The organism is Bacillus sp. DU-106 (genome assembly GCF_004799705.1).
Taxonomy (GTDB): Bacteria; Bacillota; Bacilli; order Bacillales; family Bacillaceae_G; genus Bacillus_A; species Bacillus_A cereus.
In genome coordinates this window covers 1,618,508-1,644,401 of the sequence record NZ_CP026607.1, presented here as the reverse complement: position 1 = coordinate 1,644,401, position 25,894 = coordinate 1,618,508, and the positions used below count along the sequence as shown (strand labels likewise).

Sequence of the window (25,894 nt, the reverse complement as noted above, 5' to 3'; positions counted from 1 at the left end):
TTCATTTTCTTTTCGTATGATTATAACTTCACCCAATATTGACTTCCATCAGCTGTTCGATCTAAAAATCCATATTCGATTAAATATCTTCTTAAAGTTACAAAATCAGGGTATACATTTTCTATCACTGTATTTACTTCTTTTTCAGTATACTTTTTATTACTATCAAACTTCTTCACTAAATGGCGCAATATAATTAATTTACGCTTTTGTTTCTTCGGAAATTTAGAGAGAGGTCCATCTAATCCTTCTGTAAAATGAGCTTTTAATACTTCATCATTTTCTTCTTCCGTAATATTGTATCGATCATCCACCATCGTTGCTGTTCTATGAATTGGCACAAATTTCGTTTGTACTTTTGATTTTTCTTCTGATAATTCCATTAGCGCTAAAAATACTTTTGCTTGCTTCATTTTCTCTCGCAGTGTAAATCGATGATTACGAATTGTTGATGTACTTCCGCCATCCATCTCTTTTACAATTTCTTTATCATTCAGTCCCATATGGAAAAACTGAACCATTTTCTTTTGTAAATCCGTTAAACCAGTAAATTTCTTATCCATATTTAACAAATAATCAAACATAGACGTATGCTCATTTTGAATATGCAATTGGACGAACTTCTCTGCTTCATACAAAATTTGGTTATCTTGATAAATAACACCTTTAATAAATGTTTCACCACAAGCTAAGCAAATGTACTCCTCTTTTTCTTCATCAAACACATACCCTTTCTTTAATTCCTCTATTGACGCATCCCAAAACTTCTCTGAAATATCACTCATACTAAACACTCCTTCAAAATGTTTATTTAAAACCAAACAAATCAATATATCGTTTATTATCACTTCATCATCTTATCACAACACAAACAAACATTTCAACGTTTCGTTTGCCCATTTTATAAACTTTTATAAAAACATCTAACAAAAGGGTTTAATACAACGAAAAGCGAATATGTTTATACAAATTCATTTTATAGGATGTGAAATAGAACATAAATATTCTTTAAGACCCTTAGTTTACCGTTAAACAAATTGCACAGAATACATATGCGATTAGTGAATATGGAACTGGTATTCACTCATTCCAAAACTTCAGTATTCAATTTTAACTACAAAAAAGATGTTTTCGTATAAGAAAACATCCTTTACTTTTTATATATTCTATTTACAGTCTCTACTAAAACCTTACTTGCTTGTACAAATGTATGCTTTCGATTTCTATCTTCAACAAATTTATTAGCACAACTACTCATAATGATCATACAACTAATTATGACTAACGCTATCTTTCTATTCTTGTAAGTCACTTTATGCCACTCCACTATTACAAAACTTCTTTTGAATTTATCCCATCAAGAAATTTTACATGAATAATAAAACGCGCGAATATGCAATTCTGCATATTCACACGTTTTATCACAATGTTATGATTTAATTTAGTTAAAGAACAAGTATACCGAGGTGACTAACTTGAAATTTAAAGCGAAAAAAAATCCATTCCACGTCATTTTCATTACATTATTTATAATTATTTTTTTCGTTTCGTTATTCTTCCAAAATGAAAATTCTATTTTTTTCACTCTCATGATGCTATTAAATATCGTGAATCTTTCTTCATTCTATTTCTCTCACTACAACATAACGGAATCATCTCTTGTTGTAAAACACGGTTTCATTTTTCATACTGAAATTCCATTTGAAGATATTCGTCACGTTAAATACTCTGGTAAAAAACTTCATTCAAAAAAATGGACTAGACAACAATTAGAAATCCATTACAATTTATTTGACTCAGTGACCACTTTCGTACCACTAGAAGAAGAAAAATTCATTTCACTCTTAAAAGAGAACTGCCCACAGATGAAAGTAATGAATACGCCTGCTAACAAATAATATATTTTGAAGCTTGTAGTATTGCAAGTAGATGAAACATAAAAATGAACATCAAAAAAGCCAAGATTCTATACTAAGAACCTTGGCTTTCTCTATTACTCTTTTGGAGCAATCATTTTCTTTGGATCTACAATTTCATCAAATTGCTCTTCTGTTAGTAGCCCAGATTGCAATGCTGCTTCTTTTAAAGTTAACCCTTCTTTATGAGCATGCTTCGCAATTTTCGCTGCATTTTCATATCCGATATGTGGGTTTAGCGCTGTTACAAGCATTAGTGAACGATTCACATTTTCATTAATTACTTCTTCATCTGCTTCAATACCAACTGCACAATTGTCATTAAACGAAACAATTGCATCCGCTAATAAGTGAGCTGATTGTAAGAAGTTATAAGCAATAACAGGTTTAAATACATTTAACTCAAAGTTACCTTGGCTCGCAGCAAATCCGATTGTTGCATCATTCCCCATCACTTGCGCTACAACCATCGTTAATGCTTCACTTTGCGTTGGATTTACTTTCCCTGGCATAATAGAGCTTCCCGGTTCATTTGCTGGAATAATAATTTCTCCAAGACCACTACGTGGACCACTTGCAAGCCAACGTACATCGTTAGCGATTTTCATTAAATCCGCAGCTAATGCTTTTAATGCACCGTGAGTATATACAACTTCATCATGGCTCGTTAATGCATGGAACTTATTTGGTGCAGAAACAAATTGTTTACCTGTAAATTGACTAATTTCCTCTGATACCATCTCACCAAATTTAGGATGAGCATTGATACCTGTTCCAACCGCAGTTCCACCAATTGCTAACTCTTTCATATATGTATTGCTCTCTGCAATCATACGCTCTGTTTTTTCAAGCATACGGTGCCATCCGCTAATTTCTTGCCCTAAAGTTAACGGCGTTGCATCTTGTAAATGTGTACGACCAATTTTTATGATATGTTCAAATGCAGTTACTTTTTCTACTAAAGTTTCTTTTAATTTCGTAATTGCTGGTAATACGTGATTTTCTACTGCGATTACACAAGCTACATGAAGCGCCGTTGGAAATGTATCATTTGAACTTTGTGACATGTTCACATCATCATTCGGATGAATATGTACGTCAGATCCCTTCTCTTTCAAAATTTGATTCCCACGATTTGCAATTACTTCATTCACATTCATGTTTGACTGTGTACCACTACCTGTTTGCCATACGACAAGCGGAAAATGTTCATTCCATTTCCCTGCAATCACTTCATCCGCAGCTTCTACAATTGCTTCTGCTTTTTCTTCTGATAGCTTTCCTAATTTTTGATTGCTAAGCGCTGCACTCTTCTTTAAAATTGCAAATGCTTTTACAATTTCAAGTGGCATTTGCTCTGTTCCAATTGGAAAGTTTTCTTTACTACGTTGTGTTTGTGCTGCCCATAATTTATCAGCTGGAACTTTTATTTCTCCTAATGTATCTCTTTCAATTCTGTACTCCATGTTTTCATCCCCTTGAAAATATAATACCTACATCTCTTATAATAACAGACTTTCTCTTAAATGATAAGAATTCTCACTCTTATATATAGATATTCTATATTTATTTTAAAAAATTCCTCTTGACCTAAACTTAAGTTTAGGCTGTATCCTTTCCATTGTAACCTACTATAACACTACTGGAGGAATTCAATATGAAAAAATATGCTTTTATAACAGGTGCAAATAAAGGAATTGGATATGAACTTGTTCGTCAATTAGCAGAAAAAGATTATCACGTATTTTTAGGTGCTCGTAATGAACAACTTGGACAACAAGCCGTAGAATCTTTAAATGTTTCAAACGTTTCCTATATTCAAGTAGATATTTCAAATTCACAATCCATTCAAGAAGCAATAAAGAAAATTTACGAAATGACTGACCACTTACATTTATTAATTAATAACGCAGGCATAGCGCTAGACTTCAATACACTACCTAGTGAATTAAATATTGAAACTTTACGCCAAGGATTTGAAGTTAATTTTTTTGGAACTTTCCAAATGATGCAAGCCTTTTTACCATTATTAAAGAATTCAAGCAACAGTAAAATAATAAATGTAACAACTGACATGGCCTCACTAACAATGTTTGCTAATGGTGAAACACATCCAATTAATACACTAGGATATAATTCTTCCAAAACAGCTATTAATGCTTTAACATTAGCTTTTAGTAAAGAATTTGCCACTAACGGTCCAGAAGTATTTGGGGTAACTCCTGGTTTTACAACTACGGATCTTAATGGAAATTCCCCTGGTGGCCATACAACCACTGAAAGTGCTAAAATTATTATTAAATATGCATTAAGTGAAACAAACTATAATGGTAAAATACTTAACAAAGATGGCATTATACCTTGGTAATAAAAGGATGAATGATATGTATTATACAATTGGGCAAGTCGCCAAAATGCAACATTTAACTATTTCTCAAATACGTTATTACGATAAACAAGGACTGTTTCCTTTTCTGCAAAGAAACGAAAAAGGAGATCGAGTTTTTGATGAAGAAGCACTGAAATATTTAGAAATGATTTTGTGTTTAAAAAACACCAGTATGCCAATTCAAAAAATAAAACAATTTATCGACTGGTCTATGGAAGGAGAATCTACCATCCTTCAAAGGTTAGCATTAATGAAACAACAGGAGACCAATGTCTTACAGCTCATGCAAGACACTGAAAAAAACTTAAAAAAGATACAACAAAAAATTGCTAAATATGAGAATGAAATAACTTCAGCAAATGCTATTAAAAAATAAAAAAATCACCTTCTACATATTGTAGAAGGTGATTTTTATTTTATGATGCTTGCTTTCCTTTATCTGCATCATCTACATACCAGATGAATTTGCCTGTATATCCGTAAATAACTGCTAAAATTAACGATACGAAGCTTAACCACATAAACGGAACGTATGAGAACGTTGCTACACCTAAAATACCAGCCATAAAAATACCATTATCAGACCATGGAACCATACCTGAAGTTAACGTTCCACCTACTTCTGAGTTACGCGCTAATACACGACGGTCTATTTTTAATTTATCATAGCTATCTTCCATAATTTTTGGTGTTAAAATTAGTGATACATACATCGCACAACCAAATATATTAGCTAAGAATGCCACGATTAATGTAGACAATGTTACATTACCTGCAGAATTTAATTTCTTCTCAAATTTTGATACGATTACTTTTAAAACACCTAGTTTTTCAAGTAATCCACCAAATCCTAAACCGAAAATAATAACGGCTACTGAGCCAAGCATGCCGTTAATTCCACCACGGTTTAATAACTTGTCAACAAACTCAACACCAGATTGAATTGAGAATCCGTTATAAGCTGTTCCAATCGCCTCTCCAAAGTTCATCCCTTGGAAAAGAGTTGCCCAAATTGCACCAATTAAAGCTCCCATTGCAATTGTTGGCATAGACGGTTTCTTCATCGCTAATAGAACGATAACAATGACCGCCGGAACAAGCATCCATATTTTAATATCAAATTGCTTTAATAAAGCTTCTTTTAAAAATTCTACTCGATTCAAATCTACATTATCGCCGCCATACATCCAACCAGCTACAGTAAACATAATACTAGTAATAATATAAGCCGGAACATCTAATACGAGCATAGCTCGAACGTGAGCAATAACATCTACTTTCGCCATAGAAGCTGCAAGAACTGTGCTATCAGAAAGTGGTGATAATTTATCGCCGAAATAAGCTCCTGAAAGAACTGCACCAGCAACAAGCGGAAGTGGTAAACCAAGTCCTTCACCAATCGCCATCATAGCAATACCTGCTGTTCCCACTGTTCCCCAAGACGTTCCTGTTGCGATAGAAGTTATAGAACAAATAATTAATGTTGCTAATAGGAATATGCTAGGGTGAATAAATTCTAATCCATAATAGATTAATGTTGGTACTACCCCACCAGCAATCCACGTTCCAATTAAAGCACCTACTGCAACTAAAATCAGTATTGCTTCTAATCCGTTAGAAATCCCTTTCGTAATTGCATCTTGCAATTCTTGATAACGAAATCCTAATCTTAATCCAAGCGCAATTACTAAAAACCATGAAATAAATAGCGCTAATTGAATTGGGAGATCAAAAATCGTTTGGAAGGAAAAGACAACAGCAAGAAATAGTAATAAAAGAACTATGATTTCTAGCATCGATGGTAATCTTACACTTTTCATTTTTTTCTCTCCTTACAAGTCGATAACATGACGTATGTCGTCTTACATGTATGTAATATACAATTAGCGAAGACAAAACAAAATTTTCATATTATTTCGATTTATTTTTCCAGTATAATATATTCACAACCCTTTCTATTGTAAAAGTAGATTACGTTTTTCGCAATGAAAAATATAAAAAATGTTGTATTTTTATTTATCCCGATATTTTCGGCCAATAAGACCTCCGCCTTAAAATTCAGTAAGTGCAAAGCACTTAGGTAAGAAATTAACTACTGTAAAATTCCGAATCGATATGAACATATTAAAGCTTCACTTTATTTACAAGGAACAATCCCATACTAACTTTTTTAATATTTGCTGCAACAAAACTTTTTACAACTATCTTAACTTTTTAATTCACACCATTATTTTCTACGCAAAAAATAGGGCACACATCCTTAAAATGATGTATGCCCTATCTTTATTTATACATATTTTGTATTTCTTCTTTATTTTTAAGTATTTCCTCAAACTTATCACTACAACCCTTCGGAAATAACACTCCCAGTCCATATGAATGCGCAAATTGAAAATGAGGGCACTTCGCTTTTACCTCATCCCAAAACTTATACACGCCGAAATCACCACTTCTAACTTCAATATCATGAAATAATACAATACCGTTTTTCGCGACTTTCGGTAGCCATGTATTATAATCGTGAGAAACAGCTTCATACGTATGATAGCCATCAATATGCAACAGATTTATCGTTTCATCTTGAAACCGGTCTACAGCATCATCAAAAGTAGATCGAATTAAATTTCCTATATTAAGGTAGTTATCGCTCACTACTTTTTCTACTATTTGAAAAACCCCTTCTCCATATGGACCTGTATGCCCATCTCCAGCCCAAGTATCTACTGCAAAGCATTTAGTCGATAACCCTCCATCTTTTACTCCTTGACAAAAACTGAAGAAAGAAGCACCTAGATGTGTACCTAACTCAACTAAAGTTTCCGGTTTTTCAAATCGTACTAAGTCATATGCAAAATCTAAATGTCCACTCCACGCAGATTGTGACCGAATAATAGGACTAAATGTTTCAAATTCAAATGATGGTTTATGAGTAACCCAGTTCATCGCATAACTCCTTCTGCACATATTTTTAACAAACCAAATTACTCTTATCTTTATTTTTTTATTGCCATGATTATGATTCTATTTCATGAAAATATGAAGAATTTATTCTTTTCTATTGAGGTAAAGCATCATATACATATGGGTCAGTTGGCTTATTAATTTTCTCGATTTTGTTTACTTTTACAAGTGGAAAGACTGTTCCTTTATATGTCGTTTCATCTAATAATCCTGTTATTTTCACCCATGTTTCTTCTGGAATTTTTTCAATATTTTTCCCGGTAACAATCATCCCCCAGACTGATGCATCCGCAATACAACAAGTTATACCATATCGAGCCACTACTGCTTTATTACCCGTCACATCTTTATCCTTATATATAAACCCTAAGAATGTAATTTCTTTCCCTTTAAACCAATTGACATTTTGACCAATTACATTCATTGTTTGAACATAATCCTTATCCTTTACTTGTAGTTTACGCTGTCCTAACATACTTTTTACTACTTGCTCTTCCGTTTTATAAGTCGTTGCTAAATTTGATGTTTCTTCTGGATCAACTGATACTTCTCGCCCATCAAACTTAACCTGTTTCCCCTCTTTTTCGTTCCTTTCTAGACTTCTCGACTGTACACTTTGATTCATACCCCTTTTTCCTGCTAAACTTCCATCAATTGTTACACTTCCAAAGAGAAAAGCACTAACTATCGGAACGACAAATAAAACATATACAAAGAAACTTTTTATCCCTGATTTTGATGTTGTATGATGTTTACAACAATTACAATCATGCTGTTTTTCTCTTCCATCTCTCCAAACTTGTACAATACCAAAAATTAAAATTACTACAAAAGCTATATACGTAAATTTAATCATTTTTGGAGCGATAAAATTATAAATATTCCCTGTTACAAGTAGTTTAAATAAGAGCATTGCTAAACCAATTAAAATAATGCCACGTATATAGCGATGATACGCCTTCTGCTCCTCTTTCTCCATTCTTTCTCACCTCCTATAACATTATGATTTGCAGGATGGTATACACAGATGCAATGACAATTCCGATCAAAAAGAATACAAATCTCTTTTGAAAATATGCAAATAGCATTAACGTATTTTTCATATCAAGCATAGGCCCAAATACAAGAAATGCGAGAAGTGCCTTTACCGAGAAAACATGTCCAAAAGATGCCGCTATAAAAGCATCGGCTGCAGAGCAAATTGATAAAACATAACCAAATCCCATCATAATAAAGGGGGCAATTACTTCGTTATGTGCTACTGCATCCAGTACATTCCGATCAAAAAACGTTTGAAATACACTTGCTAAAAAAGCACCAATCAATAAATACTTACCAGTATCAAAAAACTCATCTACAATATGATTCATAACATCTTTCCAACTCTTTTTATTGCTTGTTTGAACTGAAACCTCTATATCTTTTAAAACATTTCTTTCGCGATAGCAATAATACACAATTAGACCTATGAATAGAGCAACTAAAATTGTTATCCCAAAGCGTGCATATACAACGTAATCATTTTTTGGAAACGCATATACAGTAGATAAAAGAACAACTGGATTCATAATGGGTGCACTCAGTAAAATAACAATGCCTACATGAAGTGGTAACCCCTTTTGAATGAGCCTTCTTACAATTGGTATAATGACACATTCACACATTGGAAAAAGAACTCCCACAAATACTGCCGGAATCATTGCAACAATCGGAGATTTCGGCATTACTTTTTGAATCATATCTTCTGTCACAAACACTTGAATACATGAAGAAACAATTACCCCTAATAAAATAAAGGGTATTGCTTCAAAAATGATACTTAAAAATACTGTATTCACATTCAACCATTCCTGTGGCATATTTTTGTGCAAATTTGCTAGACTTGTAAAATCTACAAAAAATAATAAAAAGAGAAACATAGCGATAAGAGCTATGCCTACTAATTCTTTTGAAACTCTATTAAAGACCAAGCTTCTCGCCTCCATTTTATTTATATGTAAACATGTGCTTGTCCAAATGCTCCATACTACAGCACAAATTTTATAGTCTATTTCTATTCTTAAATCGTAATCATTATGATTTATTCTTGCTTTTTCTTTTCCCATCGTTTAACATAAAACGTAATCATTACGATTTAAAGGAGAGATCATTTCATGAAAAAAGTACCTATCACTGTATTAAGTGGTTTTTTAGGATCTGGAAAAACTACCTTACTACATCACATTTTGACTAATAAGAATAACTTAAAAGTAGCTGTCATCGTTAATGACATGAGCGAAGTAAACATTGATGCATCTCTTATAAAAAAGGGTGGTTTTTCACGTACGGAGGAAAAACTAGTAGAAATTCAAAATGGCTGTATTTGTTGTACACTACGAGAAGATTTAATGATAGAAGTGAATCGTCTTGTTGAAAATGGTGATATTGACTATATTATTATTGAATCTTCTGGTATAAGTGAGCCTATTCCAGTTGCTCAAACATTTACTTATACAGACGAAGTTCTTAACATTGATTTAACAAAAAATTGTCGCCTCGATACGATGGTTACAGTTGTAGATGCAAATAGGTTTTGGGATGATTTTGCAGACGGAGAAAGTTTATTAGACCGAAAACAAGCAATCGATGAGAATGATACCCGGGAAGTTATTGATTTATTAATAGATCAAATTGAGTTTGCAAACGTAATTATTCTTAATAAAATAGATTTGCTAGAAAAAGAAGATGTGATAGAGCTTCATCATTTACTAAAAAAATTAAATCCTAATGCAAAAATTCTTGAAGCTTCGTTTAGCAAAGTACCATTACAAGAAATTTTAAACACAAATCTATTTAATTATGAAGAAGCTAGTCAATCGGCCGGCTGGATACAAGAATTAAATAGTGAACATCATACACCGGAAACGGAAGAATACAGTATCAATTCCTTTGTTTACCGCCGCAAATATCCTTTCCATCCCGAGCGCCTTATGAATTGGCTAGAAAAATGGCCTTTAGATGTTGTAAGAGCGAAAGGATTCTTCTGGCTGGCATCTCGTAATAATATGATAGGGCTTCTATCTCAAGCAGGTTCCTCTATTACAATTCAAGGAGCCGGTGAATGGATAGCCGCATTACCTGAAACTGAAAGAAATCAAATGATTGCAGAAGAACCAGAAGTATTAAAAAACTGGGACGAGCGATATGGAGATCGAATAACTGAGCTCGTATTTATCGGTATTGATATGAATCGTTCTGTGATTGAACAATCATTAGATGATTGTCTATTAACAGAAAAGGAAATGGGACAAAAGTGGAATACATTTATTGATCCTATTCCGGCTTTTACTTATACTTCATAATAATTAATAAAAGGCTTCAGTAGAATGAAGCCTTTTTACTTTATAGCACTCTTATTTAATAGGTTTGCTTTAATTATAAATACAATTGTACCTAAAACAATTAATATAGCATATACGATACCAACTACATCCCCTATTTTTTCCAAGCCAAGCGGTAATATTATAGTAGCAACTCCAACTATATAAGAAAATGCTCCTGAAAGCTTCGCTAATTTATTTTTATCTCCAACAAACGTTTCTTCTTGATATCCTGCTAACAAAAACAACCTCTTTTTCACATGTATTTGATACCCTAAAAAAATGATAAGTAACCCAACAAATAAACAAACTAAAAATCCTGCTAACATATACTCCCCCTCCTCTACAATATTTTACTATACATAAAAAAAATAAAATTAGAAATTTCAGTTTATTAACGAGTTATTCTGTGATATATTGCATATTGTATTCAATTTATATTTTTAGAAAGGCGAATTTTAAATCATATGGATTCAAATCGATTAAAAGGAATTATAATGGTCATAATCGGTGCTTGTTTATGGGGCTTGTCTGGTACAGCTGCACAACAGCTTTTTCAATATGACAATGTTTCAACCGAATGGTTAGTTACGATCCGCTTACTTATATCTGGAATTATTTTGCTCATTATTTCCTCATTCGGAACGAGAAAAAAAGAGATATTTGGCATTTGGAAACAAAAATCTGATGCTATTAAAATGATTTTGTTTGGTCTATTCGGTATGCTTGCTGTACAGTATACGTATTTCGCTTCAATTAAAGAGGGAAATGCTGCCGTGGCAACATTATTACAATATTTAGCTCCTATATTCATCACTGTATACTTACTTTTCAAATGGAACGTTCGTCCATCAAAAATTGATTTCATTTCAATTACCCTTTCATTAGTAGGCACTTTTCTCTTACTAACAAACGGGTCTGTTCATAACTTGGCTGTTTCTACACCAGCTATTATTTGGGGTATTTTATCTGGATTATCTCTCGCTTTTTATAGTTTATATTCAAAGGAATTGTTAGAAAAATGGTCTTCCTCCGTTATCGTTGGATGGGGCATGATTATTGGGGGTATTGGTGTAACGATTGTACACTTTATTTCTACAAACGAATTCATTTTATTATCAACTATGAAATATGTAAAACTAAGTACCCTACCGCTCATCATATTTGTCGTCATTTTCGGGACACTTATTGCCTTTTATTTATACTTAGACAGCATACGATACCTGACTCCGAAAGAAACAACATTATTTGGTTGCACAGAACCACTCGCAGCTATTATTTCTTCTGTACTTATATTGCACGTGCCATTTCAATCTTTTCAGTTATTAGGCGCTTTTTGTGTCATTGTAATGGTGCTCATCTTAAGCCAAAAACCGGATGAAGGGAAACAAAAATTAAAGCTTGTTCATGCAAAAAAGGAAAATATACAATGAAAGGATTGAATTCACTATGCCTGTCCCTCAAAATTATAAAAAACCAGGAAGAATTTCAGCAAAATCACTCGTTTTAAATCAACTACAAAATTGGATTATTGAAGGTGTACTGAAGCCCAATGAAAAAATTAATGATGGGGAATTGGCTGAGGCACTAGGAGTAAGCAGAACACCTGTAAGGGAAGCACTTCAAATATTAGAGCTTTCTGGATTAGTGGAAATGGTACCAGGGCAAAAAACGAAAATTGCTCCTATTAAGTTAGACGACGTATCTATCATTTATGAAACGATGGCTGGTCTTCACTCTATTATAGGAAAGCAAGCTCTTCAAAACATTACAGACGCTGATATTCAAATACTTTCTGAAATAAATGATCATTTTCAGCACTCTATAGAGAAAAAAAACGCAAAACAAGCTTTAAAATTAGATATACAATTCCACAATACAATTTCTTCTATTGCTAAAAACCAATATATTGAACCCTTTCTAGAAAATATGCAACTTCACGTTTTACGTCTTGAATATTTGTTTTTCCAAAACTTTGTTCCAGCAAGTCAATCTATTGAAGAACATCACTCTATCATTCAAGCATTACAGAAGCAGGACGAAAAACAAATGGAACAAATAATGACCCAAAACTGGCTCCGTCCCATGAAAGAAATACAAAAAATAATTTCTACGAAATAAAAAGAGAGCTGGTTACACAAAATCGTAACCAGCTCTCCTTTTACTAATCTATATAGCTACGCCTGAATATTTGCATAATCTTCCATATCTTCGTACTCTTTTTCCAATTCCTCTAAAGACAGCTCGTATAATTGTCGGTCGCGAATCTTAAACACACCTGCTCCAATTAACTCATCAATTAAATGCCTCTTACGATTTTCAACAGCAAAACGGAGTTGACTACTCATCTTTTAAAAAACTCCTTTCTACGATCATTGAAAATGATAATCTTTATCAATTACCACTTTTGATTATAAAAGATGACTCTTTATAAGTAAAGTAATTTCATGAAATATTTACCTTGCAAAGTATTTGTGGCCACATTATATATATGTATGCCGTGCGAAAAATGTTATGACACTTTTTCTTATCCTTTTTCTTTCATACTTTGCAAGTTGTCTCATCGTGATGAAATTCACCATCTATTTCTACTTGAATGGTGACATGTTCTACATGAAACTTCTCCTTTAATACATACGTAGCCTCTTTTAATACACTTTGCGTTTCATTCCCTTTAATAATCAAGTGGCAAGTTAATACTTGAAAATCCGATGTGACAGACCATATGTGCAAATCATGAACTTCTTTGACAATCGGAATATTTAATAATGTACTTTTTACCTCTTCAACATTTATGTGCTGTGGTGCACCTTCCATTAATATATGAACCGTATCACGTGTTACACGCCATCCACTAATAATGACTAAAATAGACACAAGAATACTAGCAATCGCATCTGCAGCAGTCCATCCGAAAAATTTAATAAGTAACGCAGCAATAATCGCTCCGACGGAACCCAATAAATCGCCTAGTACGTGCAGGAAAGCACTTCTTAAATTCAAATTACCTTTCACATCTCCGCCTCTCATTAATATCCAAGCTGATAAAATATTAATAAGCAGACCAAGGACTGCAATAATGAGCATCCCATTACTAGCAATCTCAACTGGTTCTTTAAAACGACGGATTGCTTCAATAAAAATGTATACCGAAATGACAATAAGAACGACACCGTTACATAATGCTGCTAACATTTCGACTCGCTTATATCCATATGTTTTCACAGTTGTTGCTGTTTTTTCTCCGAGCTTAAACGCAAGTAAACTTAAAGCTAAAGATACTGCATCACTTAGCATATGCCCCGCGTCAGATAGTAGTGCTAAGCTATTTGTTACAAATCCACCAACAACTTCTGCAATCATAAAACTTGTTGTTAGTAGGAAGGCAATTAGTAATGCCTTTTTATTTTTTGAATGACCATGATCATGCGAATGTCCCATACTTATACTCCTTTAAGTACAATATCTGTATGTTAGTATGAAACAAACTCCCCATCTTTATCCCGAATCAACTGATTGTAAACGCCCGCTTCCTCTGTATACACACTTCGCTACTTTTTAGACAATCCCTTTTTCTCAAATAAAAACAAGACTACTTCTTTTTTATTTTCATATTGTTTACTAATGAAAGACTTTTTAAGGAGGTTACTAAAATGAAACGTTTATTTCTCTGTATGGAACGTGAACTTGTTGTAGTGAAAGAACAATATGATAACTATGAAACGACTTACCACTTACAAAATATGCAACCTACCTGTATCGCTGTTGATCCGTTCCGCCCAAACCGTGTATATTGCGGAACATTCGGACGAGGTCTATGGTTAAGCGACGATAGCGGGGATTCATGGAGACCAATTGGAGATTCTTATCGTTACTTTGATTTCCCTAAAGAAGATGGTATTTTACACTCCTCTATCACTTCCATAACAATAAGCTCAAATGAACAAGTGAACGGATATGGGGTCGTTTATGTCGGCACAGAACCGAGCGCTTTATTTCGCTCTGAAAATGGTGGTGAAACGTGGACTGAACTTAAAAATATGAAATCATTATTATCTTCTTATACGTGGGCTTTCCCGCCTAGACCTTTTACCCATCACGTACGCTGGATTACAGTTGATCCAAACAACCCTAATACAATACACGTTTCAATCGAAGCTGGTGCTGTTATTCAAAGTAATGATAAAGGGCATACATGGATTGATAAAAAATTCGGTGCTCCTATCGATGCTCATCAATTACTTATGCACCCTGAAGCACCAAATCGCCTTTATGCATCATGTGGTGACGGATTTATGGGCGGACCTGATCGTGCTTATCTTGAAAGTTATAACAATGGAAACAGCTGGATCTCATGTAGTGAAGGACTTGAACATCATTATTTATACAGCATGGCAATTGATCCAGCTGATTGCAATACGATTCTCGTTTCAGCTGCACCGAGTGCTGATCTGGCTCATCACCGTATCCCTTATGAATCTTATATTTATCGAAAAACGAAAGATACTCCGTTCCAGCAAGTACAACAAGGACTACCATCTGCAATCGGTACAGTCATTTCGATGTTTGCTACAAACGAAGCCGAACCACATACGTTCTACACGTTAAATAACAATGGCGTCTTTCAATCCAATGATAGCGGCGAATCATGGGAACAACTAAACATTCCGTGGAAAGATGAATATAAAACGCAGCATCCGCATGCACTACTCGTTACTAGTTCTTAACGAAAAAGAGACTGCCTAAATGGTTTTAGGCAGTCTCTCTTTTATTTCTTTAAATCAATGACGATATCATCTAACACAATATCTTTACTCTTCGCTTCTTTTTTCGGCACTTCTATTTTCTTCTCTTTCCCATTCACATACTCTACTCCACCATGATTTTCAGGTGTATGTACTCGCAAGTGCACACGAGGTGTAACGATAAGCTTTGTTGCATTTTCGTTTAGTTTTTGGAAGGTGGCACTCCAATGGATATTGTAAGGATCGTTGCCACTTCCCCCATTTCCTTCACCCGAATAAATATTCCCTAAATCATCCTTAACCGTCAATTCAACATCTACACTATCCCATTCTTTCTTTGCGCCCTTAGAAACCTCTTGATTGTAATAAAGAATAAATGAAACTGGCGATATTGCGACCTTTTCCATATTTGCTTTTATACCTTCTTTTTCCGAACTCCCACCAATTGTTCTCTCTTTACTATCCACTGATTTTACAGTTAAGGCGAAATTCCAATTACCTTGTATTGATTTTTTCCTATCTGGCATCTCTATTCTCTCTATATTCCATCTAAAGTTTACTTTGTCCTTTTTATTGCTATCATGATGCGTCGTTGTTACCATACCTACATACTTTTTTTCATTAACTTTAGTCATTTTACCACTGCCTGAACTACCATGAGCGTCCATTATATCCAATCCCCCTAATATGATAGGATCCTCCCCTAAGTCCTGCTCACTTTCCAGTGAATACGTTATAGATAATGTTCTGCCATCAGAAATTACATCATTAATTGTAACCTTAACTCCACTACTCTCTCTCGTCACATTCAACTCAGTCGAAAATTCTTTATAATTTTCATATAACCCTGTTCTACCATTATCTAAAAATCGGAATATGTCCCCTACAATTGGCAATCCCCCCGCATATGTAGGAAATCCGATACCGAGTGTTGCAACTGATAATCCTACTAAAATAGATGCAGCAGCCACACCTTTTTTCCAACTTTTCATCTTTTTCTTCGTACGTATCGATTGTTTTACATTTCGTTTTACTTTTTCCTTTTCAATTTCAGAAGCCTCAATTTCTTCTAGTTCTTTTTCGTCTATATCAATATCATTTAATAGTTCATAAATGTCTTTCATATTGCACTACCTCCAAAACTAATATTCGTAGCATTTTGTTGTAGTTTCTTTTTCCCACGGTACACTCGATTATCAATTGCTGCCCGAGTTAATCCTAACTTGTCACCTATTTCCTCTGTCTTCATACCAAGTAAATATTTCATAATGAACACCTTTTGATCTAGCGGTTCTAATTGATTAATGAGCTTCAATAATTCTTCCCTATCTTCCATAACGATTAATTCGTCTTCTGCTGATTTTTCTGTACTGATATGAAACTCATCTGAAATGATTTCTACCGTTTTAGTCGATTTCCGGTAATAATCAATTGCTTTAAACTTTGCAATAGCTGCAATCCACTTTTTAAAATCACTCGGCTCTCCATGAAATTTATTTGCGTTATTCCAAATGGAAAGAAATATATCGTTTATACATTCCTCTATGAGTCCATCATTTTGAATGGGAAGTAGAACTTTATGCGTGATCCCCTTTATGAGTGGTAAGTATGTATCGACAACAAATTCTAACGCGTCTTCTTTTTGCCGCTGTAATCTTTTTATAAAATTTTTCTCATTTGATTTCATGTAGCGATTCCCCTTATTGTTTTGTAAAAGCTTTTACACCCTATATAACGTCTGAGAAAATTTTTTCTCTCATCTTTTTATTTTTTGTATGTAATGGAATACTTTCCCTTAGCCATTGTCTCACATAACTATGCGTTCAAAGAAAATTTTCTCAAGTCTGTAATTTAATTCATGTAGTACACTATTTATATAGTCACTTTTTAACTTAGTGTACATTTTATTTCGTTAATCTACTATTTTAATTTAGGAGATGAGATGTGTATGTGTGGAATTACAGGTTGGGTAGATTGGAAGGAAGACCTTTCAAATCAACATGTTATTTTAAAAAAGATGGCAAATAGTATTGAGCATCGTGGTCCAGATGCTGAAGGATTTTGGTTTTCACCTCATGCGGCCTTTGCACACCGGCGTTTAATTGTAATTGATCCAGAAGGCGGGACACAGCCGAAGACATTCCGTGCTGGTGATTATACGTATGCTCTTACCTATAATGGAGAAATTTATAATTTCCGTGAACTTAAAGAGCAGCTTCAAAAATGTGGGCATGCATTTGAAACCCATTCAGATACAGAAGTATTACTACATGCTTATTTAGAATGGAAAGAAGACTGCGTGCGATATTTAAACGGAATTTTCGCTTTTGCCTTATGGGATGATCAGAAGCAACAATTGTTTTTAGCACGAGATCATTTAGGTGTAAAACCACTCTTTTACACAGAAAGAAATGACAGTATTATTTTCGGCTCTGAAATTAAAGCATTATTAGCGCATCCATCTGTCCCTGCTGAACTTGATGCGGGTGGAATAAATGAAATATTTGGATTAGGCTTATTTCGCACTCCAGGATGTGGCGTCTTTAAACATATTCAAGAAGTACGTGCTGGACATTCTATAACATTTACACGTCATAAAAAAGTAGTTACGAAGTATTGGAATTTAGAAAGTAAGTTCCATACAGACTCTATAGAAGATACATCTTCGCATATTTTATCTATTTTACAAGATACAGTAAAAAGACAATTAATTGCCGATGTTCCTCTCGTTTGTATGTTATCAGGCGGATTAGACTCTAGCGGTATTACTGCACTTGCGGGTAAAGAATTTGCTGCGGAAAATAAAACACTTCATACGTATTCCGTTGACTTTGTAAATAGTGCAAAAGATTTCGAGCTGACATTTGCTCGCACTGGTTTAGACGCTCCTTGGGTAAAACGCGTTTCTGAACATGTAGGGACAGCGCATCATGATATTATTGTGAATGCTGAAGAATTAGCAAATCACTTATTCGTTCCCCTTCATGCGAAAGATTTACCGAGTGCTGGTGAAATGGAAACTTCACTATATTTACTATTTTGCGAAATGAAAAAAGATGCGACCGTAGCTTTATCCGGTGAATCGGCTGATGAAGTATTCGGTGGATACCCTTGGTTTCATCAAGAAGAATTACTATATGTAGATAAGTTTCCTTGGCTAACAAATTGGAAAAATACATCTCCTCTTCTACTAAATGAAGTAAGTAACCAATGTAATCTAGAAAACTATATTGATACACGATTCCAAGAAGCGATACTTGAAGTACCTACTCTTGAAGGGGAAAGTAAAAAATCCGCGAAACAACGCCAAATGTTTTATTTATTTTTAACACGATTCCTTCCTTTCTTACTTGACCGTAAAGATCGTATGAGTATGGCTGTTGGATTTGAAGTTCGTGTACCGTTTTGCGATTATAGATTAGTTGAATATTTATGGAATGTTCCTTTCAACATAAAAAGTATTGATAATATTGAAAAAGGCATTTTACGTAGAGCACTACAACCAGCTTTACCTGACGATGTACGTAATAGAAGAAAAAGCGCTTATCCAACTTCACAAGATCCACACTACTTACAAACAATCCGTAATTTAACACTTGATATGTGTAGCAATAAAAACAATCCTATTTTCTCACTTATTAACCATTCCATCTTACTTTCAATTGCTGATCAAAGTAATAAAGAGATTAACAATTTTGAAGCAAGAAGTGCCATGGAGTATATGCTACAAGTAAATGAATGGTTAAAAACATATCACATCCATATTGCTTAACAAAAAGGAGTTCAAGGATAAAAACCTTGAACTCCTTTTATATTAATTAGCACATTGTTTATTATCAGTATCAATAGACCATCCAATAATCGTGGCACAGTCTCTACCTTTCCACTGCAGTACATTTGTTAATACGGGCTCAATCTGCAAGCTATTTCCGTCGTGTAATATTTCTACTAAAGATTGATCATCATCAAACCTTCGTTTGTCACACTCTAAAATACCGTCCGTTGCCATTACAATGTGATTCATTCCTTTTTCTAATCCTCTTACACCTGACGTAAAGCAAGGTGTATTTGCTGCAAAAATATTTTTCCTGCCAATATATTCGTAATTCTTCCGTTTATTTAATCGTCCTTTTCCATTTTTCGTTTTCTCAGAATGGAATAAATACGCGAAACAATCACCAACTGATAACCAATATAAAAATTCGCCTTTTCGTAAACAAATTAAGCAAGCGAGTTCCTCATCATCTTGATCACACTTTTTAATAAATAACTCATCTGTAAATAACGCTAATAAGTACATATGTGTATGATGGAAAGCTAAATGTATTGGATATGAGAATAACTCTTTTAGTTTTTCTTTTCTTTCCGAAATCGCTTCTATTATATAATCTATATTTTTTGTTTTGTGATGTGTATCAAAAATCATAACAAATTCAAATTGTAATTCAGGATCCCACCAAGCCAGCACCGCATCTCCTCGTTCATATGCATCACTCTCTTGATTTCCCCCATATACGCCGACTGAAAGAGGACCACATTTTTCAACATGTATTTCATCTACATACATCTGTTCATGACTAATCCATTTGAATGTATTCACAGCTATCATCCTCTCTCTTGCTAAATGTATACCTTTACACATAGATTACCTTATATTTCAATAAAAATAAACTTTTTCAACATTTTTTATCCAAATAAAAGGGTTTTATTTCTGAAATCACGAATATATCTTACTATACGATATAAAAAGGAGATTTATTATTATGTACAACATTAATCAACATTGGGAGAGCATTTATTATCACTTACGATACGAATACGAGGACAACCTTTCCCACCAAGCAATTCGTATTTTACAAATCGTTTCTCGTGAGAAAGATATAACAATTGGAAAAGTCGCTACTGAGCTTAGTCTTTCTCATAACACAGCATCTGAACATATAAAACGCCTTATTCAAAAGGGTTTCATCGTTAAAGAGAGAAATAAAAAAGATGAAAGAGTGGTAAACCTTACATTAACAATTGAAGGAATTGAAGTATTAGAAAAACATACTTTACTAGATAAAGAAAAGATAAAAATATTAGAATCACAGTTATCAACAGAAGAACAACAATTAATTGAAAAAGCATTTTCCTTATTAGCGAAGGAGGCAAAATATGCATTTCCTCGTTAAAATAATCGTTTCGGCACTTATTATCGGCGTTATCACTGAAGTCGCTAAACATTACAGTACGATAGGTGGCTTTATTGCTGCCCTTCCTCTCGTGAGTTTACTTAGTTTATTTTGGATTTCATTCGAAGGCGGAAATAAACAAGAATTGAGTCAATTTGCTTTAGGGGTATTATATGGATTCCCCGCATCAGCACTACTATTATTTATTGTCTATATTGGTTTAAAAAATTCATTTACACTTAGTACATCTGTCCTACTTGGTATAGGTGTTTGGTGTATCGTTTTTGCTTGTCAAAAATTATTTCAAGCTTAGGAGGAATTAACATTCATAAATTTGTAGAAATAATGGGGCAAAATATAGAAGTACATATAAAAGGAGATGGTAAACAAACTGTAGTCATTCAAACCGGAATGACTTGCTCATTTTATGATTGGTTTCCTATTATAGAAAAGCTTTCAGAGCACTTTACAGTTGTTTCATACCATCGCCCAGGTTACGGAAAAAGTGATTTAGGCAATCAGCCGCGTACAATAAGGCAAGTTACAAAAGAGCTACATATGTTACTAAACAAACTAGCTATTCAAGAACCATTTATTCTAATCGGTCATTCCTATGGAGGATTATGTGCACAACATTTTGCGATGTTACATGAAGATAAGCTGCAAGCACTTATTTTAGTTGATTCTACTTCGATGAACTTACACCGTTTAGATGAACTTCATTTACCAATTTCTGATCAAACTGATTCTGATGATGTTTGGTTTCAAAAATATAATATGTATTCAAAAATGGATGTAGACACACTTTATAACGAACTAAAACCTATTCTCACCGATCAATCAAAACAGCAAATTGAATTCTCTACCTCGCCTTCATTATATAAAGCGACAGCTTCTGAACTATCGGAGTCGAAAAACTGTGCTCTCTCACTAAAAGAGCTATGTAAAACATTAGAAATACCATTAATCGTTATCGGTAGAGATCCTCAATATTCTATTACTCAATTGACTAATGGTGGCATGCCAAAAGAGGAAGCAACACAACTTGAAGCAATGTGGCAAGAACTAATTCACGAACAATTACACCTCTCAACTAACAGCCAATATATTCTTGCCGAACATGCTAGTCACGGTATAGAAAATGATCGACCAGATATTATTATTGAGGCGATTCATTTCTTACAAATAAAAAAAGGAAGCAACTAAAGCTGCTTCCTTACTTATCTATTCATAATCTTCTTCATCATCGATTTCTTCGTAATATGAACTTCCATTACTTACATATATAGGGCCATTCGCAACATCAATACGTAGTACCCACGCCCACGGCACAGCTAAACGTTTATGTATCGCTCGCCAAAAGCTCATTGATTTTCTTTCGTACTCCTGGAACTCCTGAAGTAACTCTTTGTAGGAGGAACCGTCTAACTGAATATTTGCTTCTAACAAACGAGAATGGGCATAGTACTGTAACTCTAGTTCAGCAGCAATTTCCATTTCTTCTTCCGTTGCCATACCAATGATTGTTCCATCTTCTGGTGCAATTTCATATACGTTTTGAACTTCAATAAGCCCTTCTTTCTCTTTCTCAAACATGTAAACAGCCTCCTTTAACATATAATTTTTATGTTACAAAGTCATACTTCTACAATAACTTCTCTCTTTCCTCTTTTTTTGATAAACTTTTACAAAATATTTAACCGATGACCTGTTTTCTCTATTCTTTCAGCAGAAATGAAACGATTTTTATCAAAATTTAATTTATACACATCAGGCATATGAAGTGTTTTCCAAAACTCAAAATCATATTTCGAATTAAAATAATTCATGAGTAATACCATAATATTTCCATGCGTACCTATTACAATATTCTTACCTTCATATTGTTTTAATATATTTTGCATACATATTACAGCGCGCCTTTGTGCGATATCATTCGATTCTCCGCCTTCGTATGCAAAACTCCAATCTTCCCACACATTCTGCATAGCATCATTAAAATTTGATACTGGCTCTGTGCTCAATAATCTTTCACGCAAATCTTCTTCTGTTTGTATTGATAATTTATATGTATTCGCAATTCCTTGTACAGTTTGGATTGCTCTTTTGTACGGACTAGAAATAACAACATCAATATGTTTATCTTTTAATAAATGTGTTACATTCTCTGCATCACAGTGCCCTTTTTCAGATAAAGGTCGTTCCCGTTCTTCTTTTGTATATGTAGAATGGGCATGGCGAACGAAATATATTGTTGTCATTTTTCAACCTCCTTTCTTATTTTCAATTTATATTCAATAATAAGATTGGAAAATCCTGTATTACAAAAAAGCACTTTTCATAAGTGCCCCTTTGTTTACATAATAAAATTATTTCATTATAATTTATTTCTGAATTCCTCACTTATGACAATATCTCGAATAAAGTAATCCATATTACTTAGAAGCTTTTCAAATGCTTTTTCACTCAAATTGTTCATCATAAAGACAATCTCAATCTTATTCCCTTTTTTATCAGTACCATAGAAACTATTTGTTAATACAAATGCAGTAGAACCACCTTTCTGTCCAGCAAATTCGAACATACCCTCTCCTACGGTTCCTTTAAATATATTCTCAATCTCACCTTGCATTTGTGGTGTAAAATAATTTCTGCTATTTATCTTTTCCAGTAAACTCATGTAATCCTTCGCATTTGCACCTATAAACCGATCTGACCAAATACGCTGAAAGTCCATATCGGCTTTTAAAGATATCTCGCGTTTTGTCCATTCTTTCTCGTCTTTCATCCATTCATGTATTTGCCATACATGCTTAACATATTCATCATTAGACATATTACGTAGCTTGTCCAATGCTTTATTTTGAGGAATATGCAGTTCTTTTTCAACATAGCCCCTCATATATAATGCCCCTGTATACGTTGGATAAAATTCATCGTGACTATTTAAGCCTAACTCTTTCAAACTTTCATTTATCCGCGCTGCTCCAAGCTTGTCTAATAAATATGATGCATTCGCATTCGAACTATAATGGATCATTCCTTTCACTACTTCTTCTAAAGAAGTTTGACCACCCTTCACTAACTCTTTAACTTTTACATCATCTAGCCATGCAGGGTGTGCACCACCATCAGTATTTTTCACATAGTATTTTTCTAATTCTTTCAATGAAATTTGCTCGTCTTTTCTTATTTTCCCTTCATCTACTTGCTTAGCATATTCAATTGCTATAATGATTTTCGACATACTTGCTAGCGGTAGTTTTTCTTTTTCATTTATTGATGTCAATGTTTCACCATTTCTTTTAACAATTAAAGAAGTTGTTTTATCATCCTTATGTTCTTTTATGTAATTTAGCACATAATTAGAGTCTTCTTTGGAATTGACATATTCCTTCACTGAAAAGAAAGCTATACAGCCTACTATAGTAATTCCAGCTATAATTCCAACAACTTTTAATCCCCTCATGATACTCCCCCTAAAATAAACACATTATATATTATACTAAATAAATTTCCCTTTTTAAGTAATAATTAGATTATTTATACAAAAACACTTCTTTTCTTAAACAACAAAAAAACATGCCTTCATTAGGAAAGCATGCTTTGTGATATCCTTCACATTTTTTAGTTAAAAAATAAATGTTTACTTACCATGATGTAACATTAAATCACTAAGTTCTTCTTCAATGTGATTTAATTTCGCAACGCCTTCTTTCCATTTATGAATATAACGTGAAACCCCAACAAAAAACAAAACAATAATTGTGGAAAGAATAATACCATATACGATTGCTACAGTACTCATAGTTACACTTCCTTATAATTAGTAATGTGGTTATTAGTTATATTTTTATTATAAACCTTTTTCTTTTAAAATACTTCGATTTCAACTTTTTGTAACAAAATTGATTTTTCTAACATTTCGTTCGTGAAAATGGCATATTTTTCACAAATTATACAAAACTTCACCATATGTACTATTACCATATGAGTTATATTATTAAATAGAATAAAGGGGATGATATACTATGACGACTTGGTTTATTGTAATGTTAGTTGTATTTGGAGCATTTAAAATTATCGTTTCTAGCCTTCCTAACTCTGTTATTGAATCCATTATTAGTCGCTTTGAAACACATCCACAACTCGAAGAAGAGAATGTGACTGTTACAATGAACGGAAATAACTTAGTAGGCGAACAGAAATCAAAAATTATTCATGATTTTAACGAAGGTTTATTTTTAGATCGCTATTATGCACCACCCCATAATGAAGGCACTCCTTTAATTATCAATGCAAAACGTGGTAAAAAAGATTTTACATTTTATATTTATAGTCATGAAGAGCATGTTGATGTTGTAAAACAATATAAAAAGAAGGTAGTTGCTTATAGTTTACGCTCTAAAAACCTTCAAAATAGTGATATGTTTGTGTCAGCTGATTTAGCTTAATACTCATATATAAAAAGGAATCCATGGCATATGGATTCCTTTTTACTATTTACTGAAAAATAAGCTCTGTCTTCAAACTATCTTTCGGTAACAACCAGCCTTTTTTCTCTAAACTCGCCATTAATAATTCCCTTTGTTTTGTCGTAATACTTTCTTCATTTGTTTTAAATGACACTTCTATTACGAAATCATCTTCTAATTTCCCTGTATTACTTAATGGCCAAATTTCAATATTTGCTTTTATGTTTTCAAACTCTCCTGTATATCGTTTCATTAATACAGGACCGTAAATACGGGAATTCTTTAACATCTCTTCTCCCCAATTTGTATACAACCATTTGTTCATTTTCCCTGGTAATTTTTCTATTAACATGTTTTGAGCAGCTTGTTTATTTGGTAAATCAAGTATTCCATATCCTTTAGCACTGTAACTTTTCTTATTTGAAATGCTTAATGTTTTCTTCTCAAATCCCCAATCTATTTCCGCCTCATAACTATCCGTATTACTATCGAATCCTTCTTTTTTAGCTACTTCTAGTGCATCTTGAATTACACCATTTGGAATAGGATATCTTTTTTTATATGTTAGTTCAAAATCTTTACTAAATTCTTTCTTTCGAATTCTAGCAAACCAACCTTCCTCGCTTAAACTTTTATTCGCAGTATCTAAAAATTGCACTTGTATTCTTTCATATTTTGTACCAGCCTGGAAATGTTCTAGTACCTCTTGCTTCATCTCTTTGTTATCACCTAATACTTGTTCTGGCTTCAATAATAACTTCACTTCAAAACTAGGTTTCATTGGACTAGCTGCAAACCCTTCCTTAACGTTATAAAGGAAACAACAAAAGAAAATGCTTACGAATACAAATACTTTTTTCATATACCTATCCCCT

Annotated in this window: 30 protein-coding genes; 12 read left to right on the top strand and 18 right to left on the bottom strand. The window is 33.5% G+C overall.

Annotated elements, in window-relative coordinates:
- Positions 1 to 20: 20 nt before the first annotated feature.
- The gene (locus tag C3Y97_RS08565) at positions 21 to 785 is read right to left on the bottom strand and encodes a DUF2087 domain-containing protein (protein ID WP_001280271.1); all 765 of its coding nucleotides are present in this window, start codon (positions 783 to 785) and stop codon (positions 21 to 23) included.
- Positions 786 to 1,475: 690 nt separating this feature from the next.
- Here C3Y97_RS08565 and C3Y97_RS08560 point away from each other — a divergent pair.
- Entirely contained in the window at positions 1,476 to 1,898 is a 423-nt protein-coding gene (locus tag C3Y97_RS08560; RefSeq protein WP_000669069.1) for a PH domain-containing protein, read from the top strand.
- Positions 1,899 to 1,993: 95 nt separating this feature from the next.
- On the opposite strand, the gene fumC is transcribed toward C3Y97_RS08560, so the two are convergent.
- A complete protein-coding gene (gene fumC / locus C3Y97_RS08555; RefSeq protein WP_000456610.1) occupies positions 1,994 to 3,382 on the bottom strand; it encodes a class II fumarate hydratase in 1,389 nt (462 codons plus the stop codon).
- Positions 3,383 to 3,573: 191 nt separating this feature from the next.
- Here fumC and C3Y97_RS08550 point away from each other — a divergent pair, with 191 nt between their 5' ends.
- Positions 3,574 to 4,284, top strand: a complete 711-nt coding sequence (locus tag C3Y97_RS08550) for an SDR family NAD(P)-dependent oxidoreductase (protein ID WP_000759544.1) — start codon at positions 3,574 to 3,576, stop codon at positions 4,282 to 4,284.
- Positions 4,285 to 4,300: 16 nt separating this feature from the next.
- Positions 4,301 to 4,681, top strand: coding sequence for a MerR family transcriptional regulator (locus C3Y97_RS08545; protein WP_000291863.1), 381 nt, complete (start codon positions 4,301 to 4,303; stop codon positions 4,679 to 4,681).
- A gap of 40 nt (positions 4,682 to 4,721) precedes the next feature.
- On the opposite strand, the gene nhaC is transcribed toward C3Y97_RS08545, so the two are convergent.
- The 4 genes from nhaC to C3Y97_RS08525 all read right to left on the bottom strand — a co-directional run bounded on the left by nhaC (position 4,722) and on the right by C3Y97_RS08525 (position 9,251).
- Positions 4,722 to 6,125: a Na+/H+ antiporter NhaC gene (gene nhaC / locus C3Y97_RS08540; RefSeq protein ID WP_000843992.1), complete on the bottom strand. Its 1,404-nt coding sequence runs from the start codon at positions 6,123 to 6,125 to the stop codon at positions 4,722 to 4,724.
- 463 nt (positions 6,126 to 6,588) lie between these two features.
- Complete coding sequence (locus C3Y97_RS08535) at positions 6,589 to 7,248, bottom strand: class I SAM-dependent methyltransferase (RefSeq protein WP_001104669.1); 660 nt, start codon at positions 7,246 to 7,248, stop codon at positions 6,589 to 6,591.
- A 112-nt stretch (positions 7,249 to 7,360) separates the two neighbouring features.
- Positions 7,361 to 8,245: a TIGR03943 family putative permease subunit gene (locus C3Y97_RS08530; RefSeq protein ID WP_000409939.1), complete on the bottom strand. Its 885-nt coding sequence runs from the start codon at positions 8,243 to 8,245 to the stop codon at positions 7,361 to 7,363.
- Between the two features lie 13 nt (positions 8,246 to 8,258).
- The gene (locus tag C3Y97_RS08525) at positions 8,259 to 9,251 is read right to left on the bottom strand and encodes a permease (protein ID WP_170871713.1); all 993 of its coding nucleotides are present in this window, start codon (positions 9,249 to 9,251) and stop codon (positions 8,259 to 8,261) included.
- A 168-nt stretch (positions 9,252 to 9,419) separates the two neighbouring features.
- Between C3Y97_RS08525 and C3Y97_RS08520 the strand changes: the two genes are divergently transcribed.
- Positions 9,420 to 10,607: a GTP-binding protein gene (locus tag C3Y97_RS08520; RefSeq protein ID WP_000757668.1), complete on the top strand. Its 1,188-nt coding sequence runs from the start codon at positions 9,420 to 9,422 to the stop codon at positions 10,605 to 10,607.
- Positions 10,608 to 10,642: 35 nt separating this feature from the next.
- On the opposite strand, the gene C3Y97_RS08515 is transcribed toward C3Y97_RS08520, so the two are convergent.
- On the bottom strand, positions 10,643 to 10,954 hold the full coding sequence (locus C3Y97_RS08515) for a DUF3784 domain-containing protein (RefSeq protein WP_000879373.1): 312 nt from the start codon (positions 10,952 to 10,954) through the stop codon (positions 10,643 to 10,645).
- 138 nt (positions 10,955 to 11,092) lie between these two features.
- Between C3Y97_RS08515 and C3Y97_RS08510 the strand changes: the two genes are divergently transcribed.
- Together C3Y97_RS08510 and C3Y97_RS08505 are read left to right on the top strand one after the other, a co-directional pair.
- The gene (locus C3Y97_RS08510) at positions 11,093 to 12,058 is read left to right on the top strand and encodes a DMT family transporter (protein ID WP_000378077.1); all 966 of its coding nucleotides are present in this window, start codon (positions 11,093 to 11,095) and stop codon (positions 12,056 to 12,058) included.
- A gap of 16 nt (positions 12,059 to 12,074) precedes the next feature.
- On the top strand, positions 12,075 to 12,746 hold the full coding sequence (locus C3Y97_RS08505) for a GntR family transcriptional regulator (protein WP_002040907.1): 672 nt from the start codon (positions 12,075 to 12,077) through the stop codon (positions 12,744 to 12,746).
- A gap of 56 nt (positions 12,747 to 12,802) precedes the next feature.
- Here the strand turns inward: C3Y97_RS08505 and fbpA are convergent, their stop codons facing one another.
- Together fbpA and C3Y97_RS08495 are read right to left on the bottom strand one after the other, a co-directional pair.
- Positions 12,803 to 12,973 (bottom strand): Fur-regulated basic protein FbpA, encoded by a 171-nt coding sequence (gene fbpA, locus C3Y97_RS08500; RefSeq protein WP_000098302.1) that lies wholly within the window; start codon positions 12,971 to 12,973, stop codon positions 12,803 to 12,805.
- A 193-nt stretch (positions 12,974 to 13,166) separates the two neighbouring features.
- Positions 13,167 to 14,066, bottom strand: coding sequence for a cation diffusion facilitator family transporter (locus tag C3Y97_RS08495; protein WP_000510038.1), 900 nt, complete (start codon positions 14,064 to 14,066; stop codon positions 13,167 to 13,169).
- Positions 14,067 to 14,278: 212 nt separating this feature from the next.
- On the opposite strand from C3Y97_RS08495, the gene C3Y97_RS08490 reads away from it, so the two are divergent.
- The gene (locus tag C3Y97_RS08490) at positions 14,279 to 15,352 is read left to right on the top strand and encodes a WD40/YVTN/BNR-like repeat-containing protein (RefSeq protein ID WP_000825323.1); all 1,074 of its coding nucleotides are present in this window, start codon (positions 14,279 to 14,281) and stop codon (positions 15,350 to 15,352) included.
- A 41-nt stretch (positions 15,353 to 15,393) separates the two neighbouring features.
- Here C3Y97_RS08490 and C3Y97_RS08485 read toward each other — a convergent pair whose 3' ends face one another.
- Entirely contained in the window at positions 15,394 to 16,494 is a 1,101-nt protein-coding gene (locus C3Y97_RS08485; protein ID WP_000653136.1) for a DUF4179 domain-containing protein, read from the bottom strand.
- Positions 16,491 to 17,057, bottom strand: a complete 567-nt coding sequence (locus tag C3Y97_RS08480) for a sigma-70 family RNA polymerase sigma factor (RefSeq protein WP_000840007.1) — start codon at positions 17,055 to 17,057, stop codon at positions 16,491 to 16,493. Before C3Y97_RS08480 ends, C3Y97_RS08485 begins: the two co-directional genes overlap by 4 nt.
- Positions 17,058 to 17,318: 261 nt before the next feature.
- Between C3Y97_RS08480 and asnB the strand changes: the two genes are divergently transcribed.
- Positions 17,319 to 19,142 (top strand): asparagine synthase (glutamine-hydrolyzing), encoded by a 1,824-nt coding sequence (gene asnB / locus C3Y97_RS08475; RefSeq protein WP_000333931.1) that lies wholly within the window; start codon positions 17,319 to 17,321, stop codon positions 19,140 to 19,142.
- 42 nt (positions 19,143 to 19,184) lie between these two features.
- Here the strand turns inward: asnB and C3Y97_RS08470 are convergent, their stop codons facing one another.
- Complete coding sequence (locus C3Y97_RS08470; protein ID WP_002040904.1) at positions 19,185 to 20,012, bottom strand: PP2C family serine/threonine-protein phosphatase; 828 nt, start codon at positions 20,010 to 20,012, stop codon at positions 19,185 to 19,187.
- 121 nt (positions 20,013 to 20,133) lie between these two features.
- Between C3Y97_RS08470 and C3Y97_RS08465 the strand changes: the two genes are divergently transcribed.
- Genes C3Y97_RS08465 through C3Y97_RS08455 form a run of 3 tightly spaced genes read left to right on the top strand, consistent with a single transcriptional unit; the run spans position 20,134 to position 21,750 of the window.
- Positions 20,134 to 20,544 carry a MarR family winged helix-turn-helix transcriptional regulator gene (locus C3Y97_RS08465; protein WP_000282376.1) on the top strand — a complete coding sequence of 137 codons (411 nt, stop codon included), beginning with the start codon at positions 20,134 to 20,136 and terminating at the stop codon, positions 20,542 to 20,544.
- Positions 20,528 to 20,857 (top strand): DUF3147 family protein, encoded by a 330-nt coding sequence (locus C3Y97_RS08460; RefSeq protein ID WP_000545608.1) that lies wholly within the window; start codon positions 20,528 to 20,530, stop codon positions 20,855 to 20,857. Before C3Y97_RS08465 ends, C3Y97_RS08460 begins: the two co-directional genes overlap by 17 nt.
- Positions 20,818 to 21,750 (top strand): alpha/beta fold hydrolase, encoded by a 933-nt coding sequence (locus C3Y97_RS08455; RefSeq protein WP_002204813.1) that lies wholly within the window; start codon positions 20,818 to 20,820, stop codon positions 21,748 to 21,750. Before C3Y97_RS08460 ends, C3Y97_RS08455 begins: the two co-directional genes overlap by 40 nt.
- A gap of 18 nt (positions 21,751 to 21,768) precedes the next feature.
- On the opposite strand, the gene C3Y97_RS08450 is transcribed toward C3Y97_RS08455, so the two are convergent.
- The 5 genes from C3Y97_RS08450 to C3Y97_RS08430 all read right to left on the bottom strand — a co-directional run bounded on the left by C3Y97_RS08450 (position 21,769) and on the right by C3Y97_RS08430 (position 24,534).
- Positions 21,769 to 22,140 carry a hypothetical protein gene (locus tag C3Y97_RS08450; RefSeq protein ID WP_000461779.1) on the bottom strand — a complete coding sequence of 124 codons (372 nt, stop codon included), beginning with the start codon at positions 22,138 to 22,140 and terminating at the stop codon, positions 21,769 to 21,771.
- An 89-nt stretch (positions 22,141 to 22,229) separates the two neighbouring features.
- Positions 22,230 to 22,805: a histidine phosphatase family protein gene (locus tag C3Y97_RS08445; protein ID WP_000208265.1), complete on the bottom strand. Its 576-nt coding sequence runs from the start codon at positions 22,803 to 22,805 to the stop codon at positions 22,230 to 22,232.
- 116 nt (positions 22,806 to 22,921) lie between these two features.
- Complete coding sequence (locus tag C3Y97_RS08440) at positions 22,922 to 24,013, bottom strand: serine hydrolase (protein WP_001214667.1); 1,092 nt, start codon at positions 24,011 to 24,013, stop codon at positions 22,922 to 22,924.
- 177 nt (positions 24,014 to 24,190) lie between these two features.
- Entirely contained in the window at positions 24,191 to 24,352 is a 162-nt protein-coding gene (locus tag C3Y97_RS08435; RefSeq protein WP_000108701.1) for a hypothetical protein, read from the bottom strand.
- 65 nt (positions 24,353 to 24,417) lie between these two features.
- On the bottom strand, positions 24,418 to 24,534 hold the full coding sequence (locus tag C3Y97_RS08430; RefSeq protein WP_001987133.1) for a hypothetical protein: 117 nt from the start codon (positions 24,532 to 24,534) through the stop codon (positions 24,418 to 24,420).
- Between the two features lie 41 nt (positions 24,535 to 24,575).
- On the opposite strand from C3Y97_RS08430, the gene C3Y97_RS08425 reads away from it, so the two are divergent.
- The gene (locus C3Y97_RS08425; RefSeq protein ID WP_000214581.1) at positions 24,576 to 24,998 is read left to right on the top strand and encodes a YfmQ family protein; all 423 of its coding nucleotides are present in this window, start codon (positions 24,576 to 24,578) and stop codon (positions 24,996 to 24,998) included.
- 49 nt (positions 24,999 to 25,047) lie between these two features.
- Here C3Y97_RS08425 and C3Y97_RS08420 read toward each other — a convergent pair whose 3' ends face one another.
- Positions 25,048 to 25,881 (bottom strand): hypothetical protein, encoded by an 834-nt coding sequence (locus C3Y97_RS08420; protein ID WP_000755316.1) that lies wholly within the window; start codon positions 25,879 to 25,881, stop codon positions 25,048 to 25,050.
- Between the last annotated feature and the right edge of the window lie 13 nt (positions 25,882 to 25,894).

Excerpts from the sequence above, each read along its gene's own strand:
- asnB (WP_000333931.1), top strand. The coding sequence starts at position 17,319 with ATGTGTGGAATTACAGGTTGGGTAGATTGGAAGGAAGACCTTTCAAAT.
- C3Y97_RS08525 (WP_170871713.1), bottom strand. The coding sequence starts at position 9,251 with ATGGAGGCGAGAAGCTTGGTCTTTAATAGAGTTTCAAAAGAATTAGTA.
- C3Y97_RS08435 (WP_000108701.1), bottom strand. The coding sequence starts at position 24,352 with ATGAGTACTGTAGCAATCGTATATGGTATTATTCTTTCCACAATTATT.
- C3Y97_RS08420 (WP_000755316.1), bottom strand. The coding sequence starts at position 25,881 with ATGAAAAAAGTATTTGTATTCGTAAGCATTTTCTTTTGTTGTTTCCTT.
- C3Y97_RS08450 (WP_000461779.1), bottom strand. The coding sequence starts at position 22,140 with ATGTTTGAGAAAGAGAAAGAAGGGCTTATTGAAGTTCAAAACGTATAT.
- C3Y97_RS08465 (WP_000282376.1), top strand. The coding sequence starts at position 20,134 with ATGTACAACATTAATCAACATTGGGAGAGCATTTATTATCACTTACGA.
- C3Y97_RS08460 (WP_000545608.1), top strand. The coding sequence starts at position 20,528 with ATGCATTTCCTCGTTAAAATAATCGTTTCGGCACTTATTATCGGCGTT.
- nhaC (WP_000843992.1), bottom strand. The coding sequence starts at position 6,125 with ATGAAAAGTGTAAGATTACCATCGATGCTAGAAATCATAGTTCTTTTA.
- C3Y97_RS08520 (WP_000757668.1), top strand. The coding sequence starts at position 9,420 with ATGAAAAAAGTACCTATCACTGTATTAAGTGGTTTTTTAGGATCTGGA.
- C3Y97_RS08565 (WP_001280271.1), bottom strand. The coding sequence starts at position 785 with ATGAGTGATATTTCAGAGAAGTTTTGGGATGCGTCAATAGAGGAATTA.
- C3Y97_RS08545 (WP_000291863.1), top strand. The coding sequence starts at position 4,301 with ATGTATTATACAATTGGGCAAGTCGCCAAAATGCAACATTTAACTATT.
- C3Y97_RS08425 (WP_000214581.1), top strand. The coding sequence starts at position 24,576 with ATGACGACTTGGTTTATTGTAATGTTAGTTGTATTTGGAGCATTTAAA.
- C3Y97_RS08430 (WP_001987133.1), bottom strand. The coding sequence starts at position 24,534 with ATGGTAATAGTACATATGGTGAAGTTTTGTATAATTTGTGAAAAATAT.
- C3Y97_RS08510 (WP_000378077.1), top strand. The coding sequence starts at position 11,093 with ATGGATTCAAATCGATTAAAAGGAATTATAATGGTCATAATCGGTGCT.
- C3Y97_RS08485 (WP_000653136.1), bottom strand. The coding sequence starts at position 16,494 with ATGAAAGACATTTATGAACTATTAAATGATATTGATATAGACGAAAAA.
- C3Y97_RS08505 (WP_002040907.1), top strand. The coding sequence starts at position 12,075 with ATGCCTGTCCCTCAAAATTATAAAAAACCAGGAAGAATTTCAGCAAAA.
- fbpA (WP_000098302.1), bottom strand. The coding sequence starts at position 12,973 with ATGAGTAGTCAACTCCGTTTTGCTGTTGAAAATCGTAAGAGGCATTTA.
- C3Y97_RS08470 (WP_002040904.1), bottom strand. The coding sequence starts at position 20,012 with ATGTGTAAAGGTATACATTTAGCAAGAGAGAGGATGATAGCTGTGAAT.
- C3Y97_RS08515 (WP_000879373.1), bottom strand. The coding sequence starts at position 10,954 with ATGTTAGCAGGATTTTTAGTTTGTTTATTTGTTGGGTTACTTATCATT.
- C3Y97_RS08440 (WP_001214667.1), bottom strand. The coding sequence starts at position 24,013 with ATGAGGGGATTAAAAGTTGTTGGAATTATAGCTGGAATTACTATAGTA.
- fumC (WP_000456610.1), bottom strand. The coding sequence starts at position 3,382 with ATGGAGTACAGAATTGAAAGAGATACATTAGGAGAAATAAAAGTTCCA.
- C3Y97_RS08490 (WP_000825323.1), top strand. The coding sequence starts at position 14,279 with ATGAAACGTTTATTTCTCTGTATGGAACGTGAACTTGTTGTAGTGAAA.
- C3Y97_RS08495 (WP_000510038.1), bottom strand. The coding sequence starts at position 14,066 with ATGGGACATTCGCATGATCATGGTCATTCAAAAAATAAAAAGGCATTA.
- C3Y97_RS08535 (WP_001104669.1), bottom strand. The coding sequence starts at position 7,248 with ATGAACTGGGTTACTCATAAACCATCATTTGAATTTGAAACATTTAGT.
- C3Y97_RS08480 (WP_000840007.1), bottom strand. The coding sequence starts at position 17,057 with ATGAAATCAAATGAGAAAAATTTTATAAAAAGATTACAGCGGCAAAAA.
- C3Y97_RS08445 (WP_000208265.1), bottom strand. The coding sequence starts at position 22,805 with ATGACAACAATATATTTCGTTCGCCATGCCCATTCTACATATACAAAA.
- C3Y97_RS08530 (WP_000409939.1), bottom strand. The coding sequence starts at position 8,245 with ATGGAGAAAGAGGAGCAGAAGGCGTATCATCGCTATATACGTGGCATT.
- C3Y97_RS08550 (WP_000759544.1), top strand. The coding sequence starts at position 3,574 with ATGAAAAAATATGCTTTTATAACAGGTGCAAATAAAGGAATTGGATAT.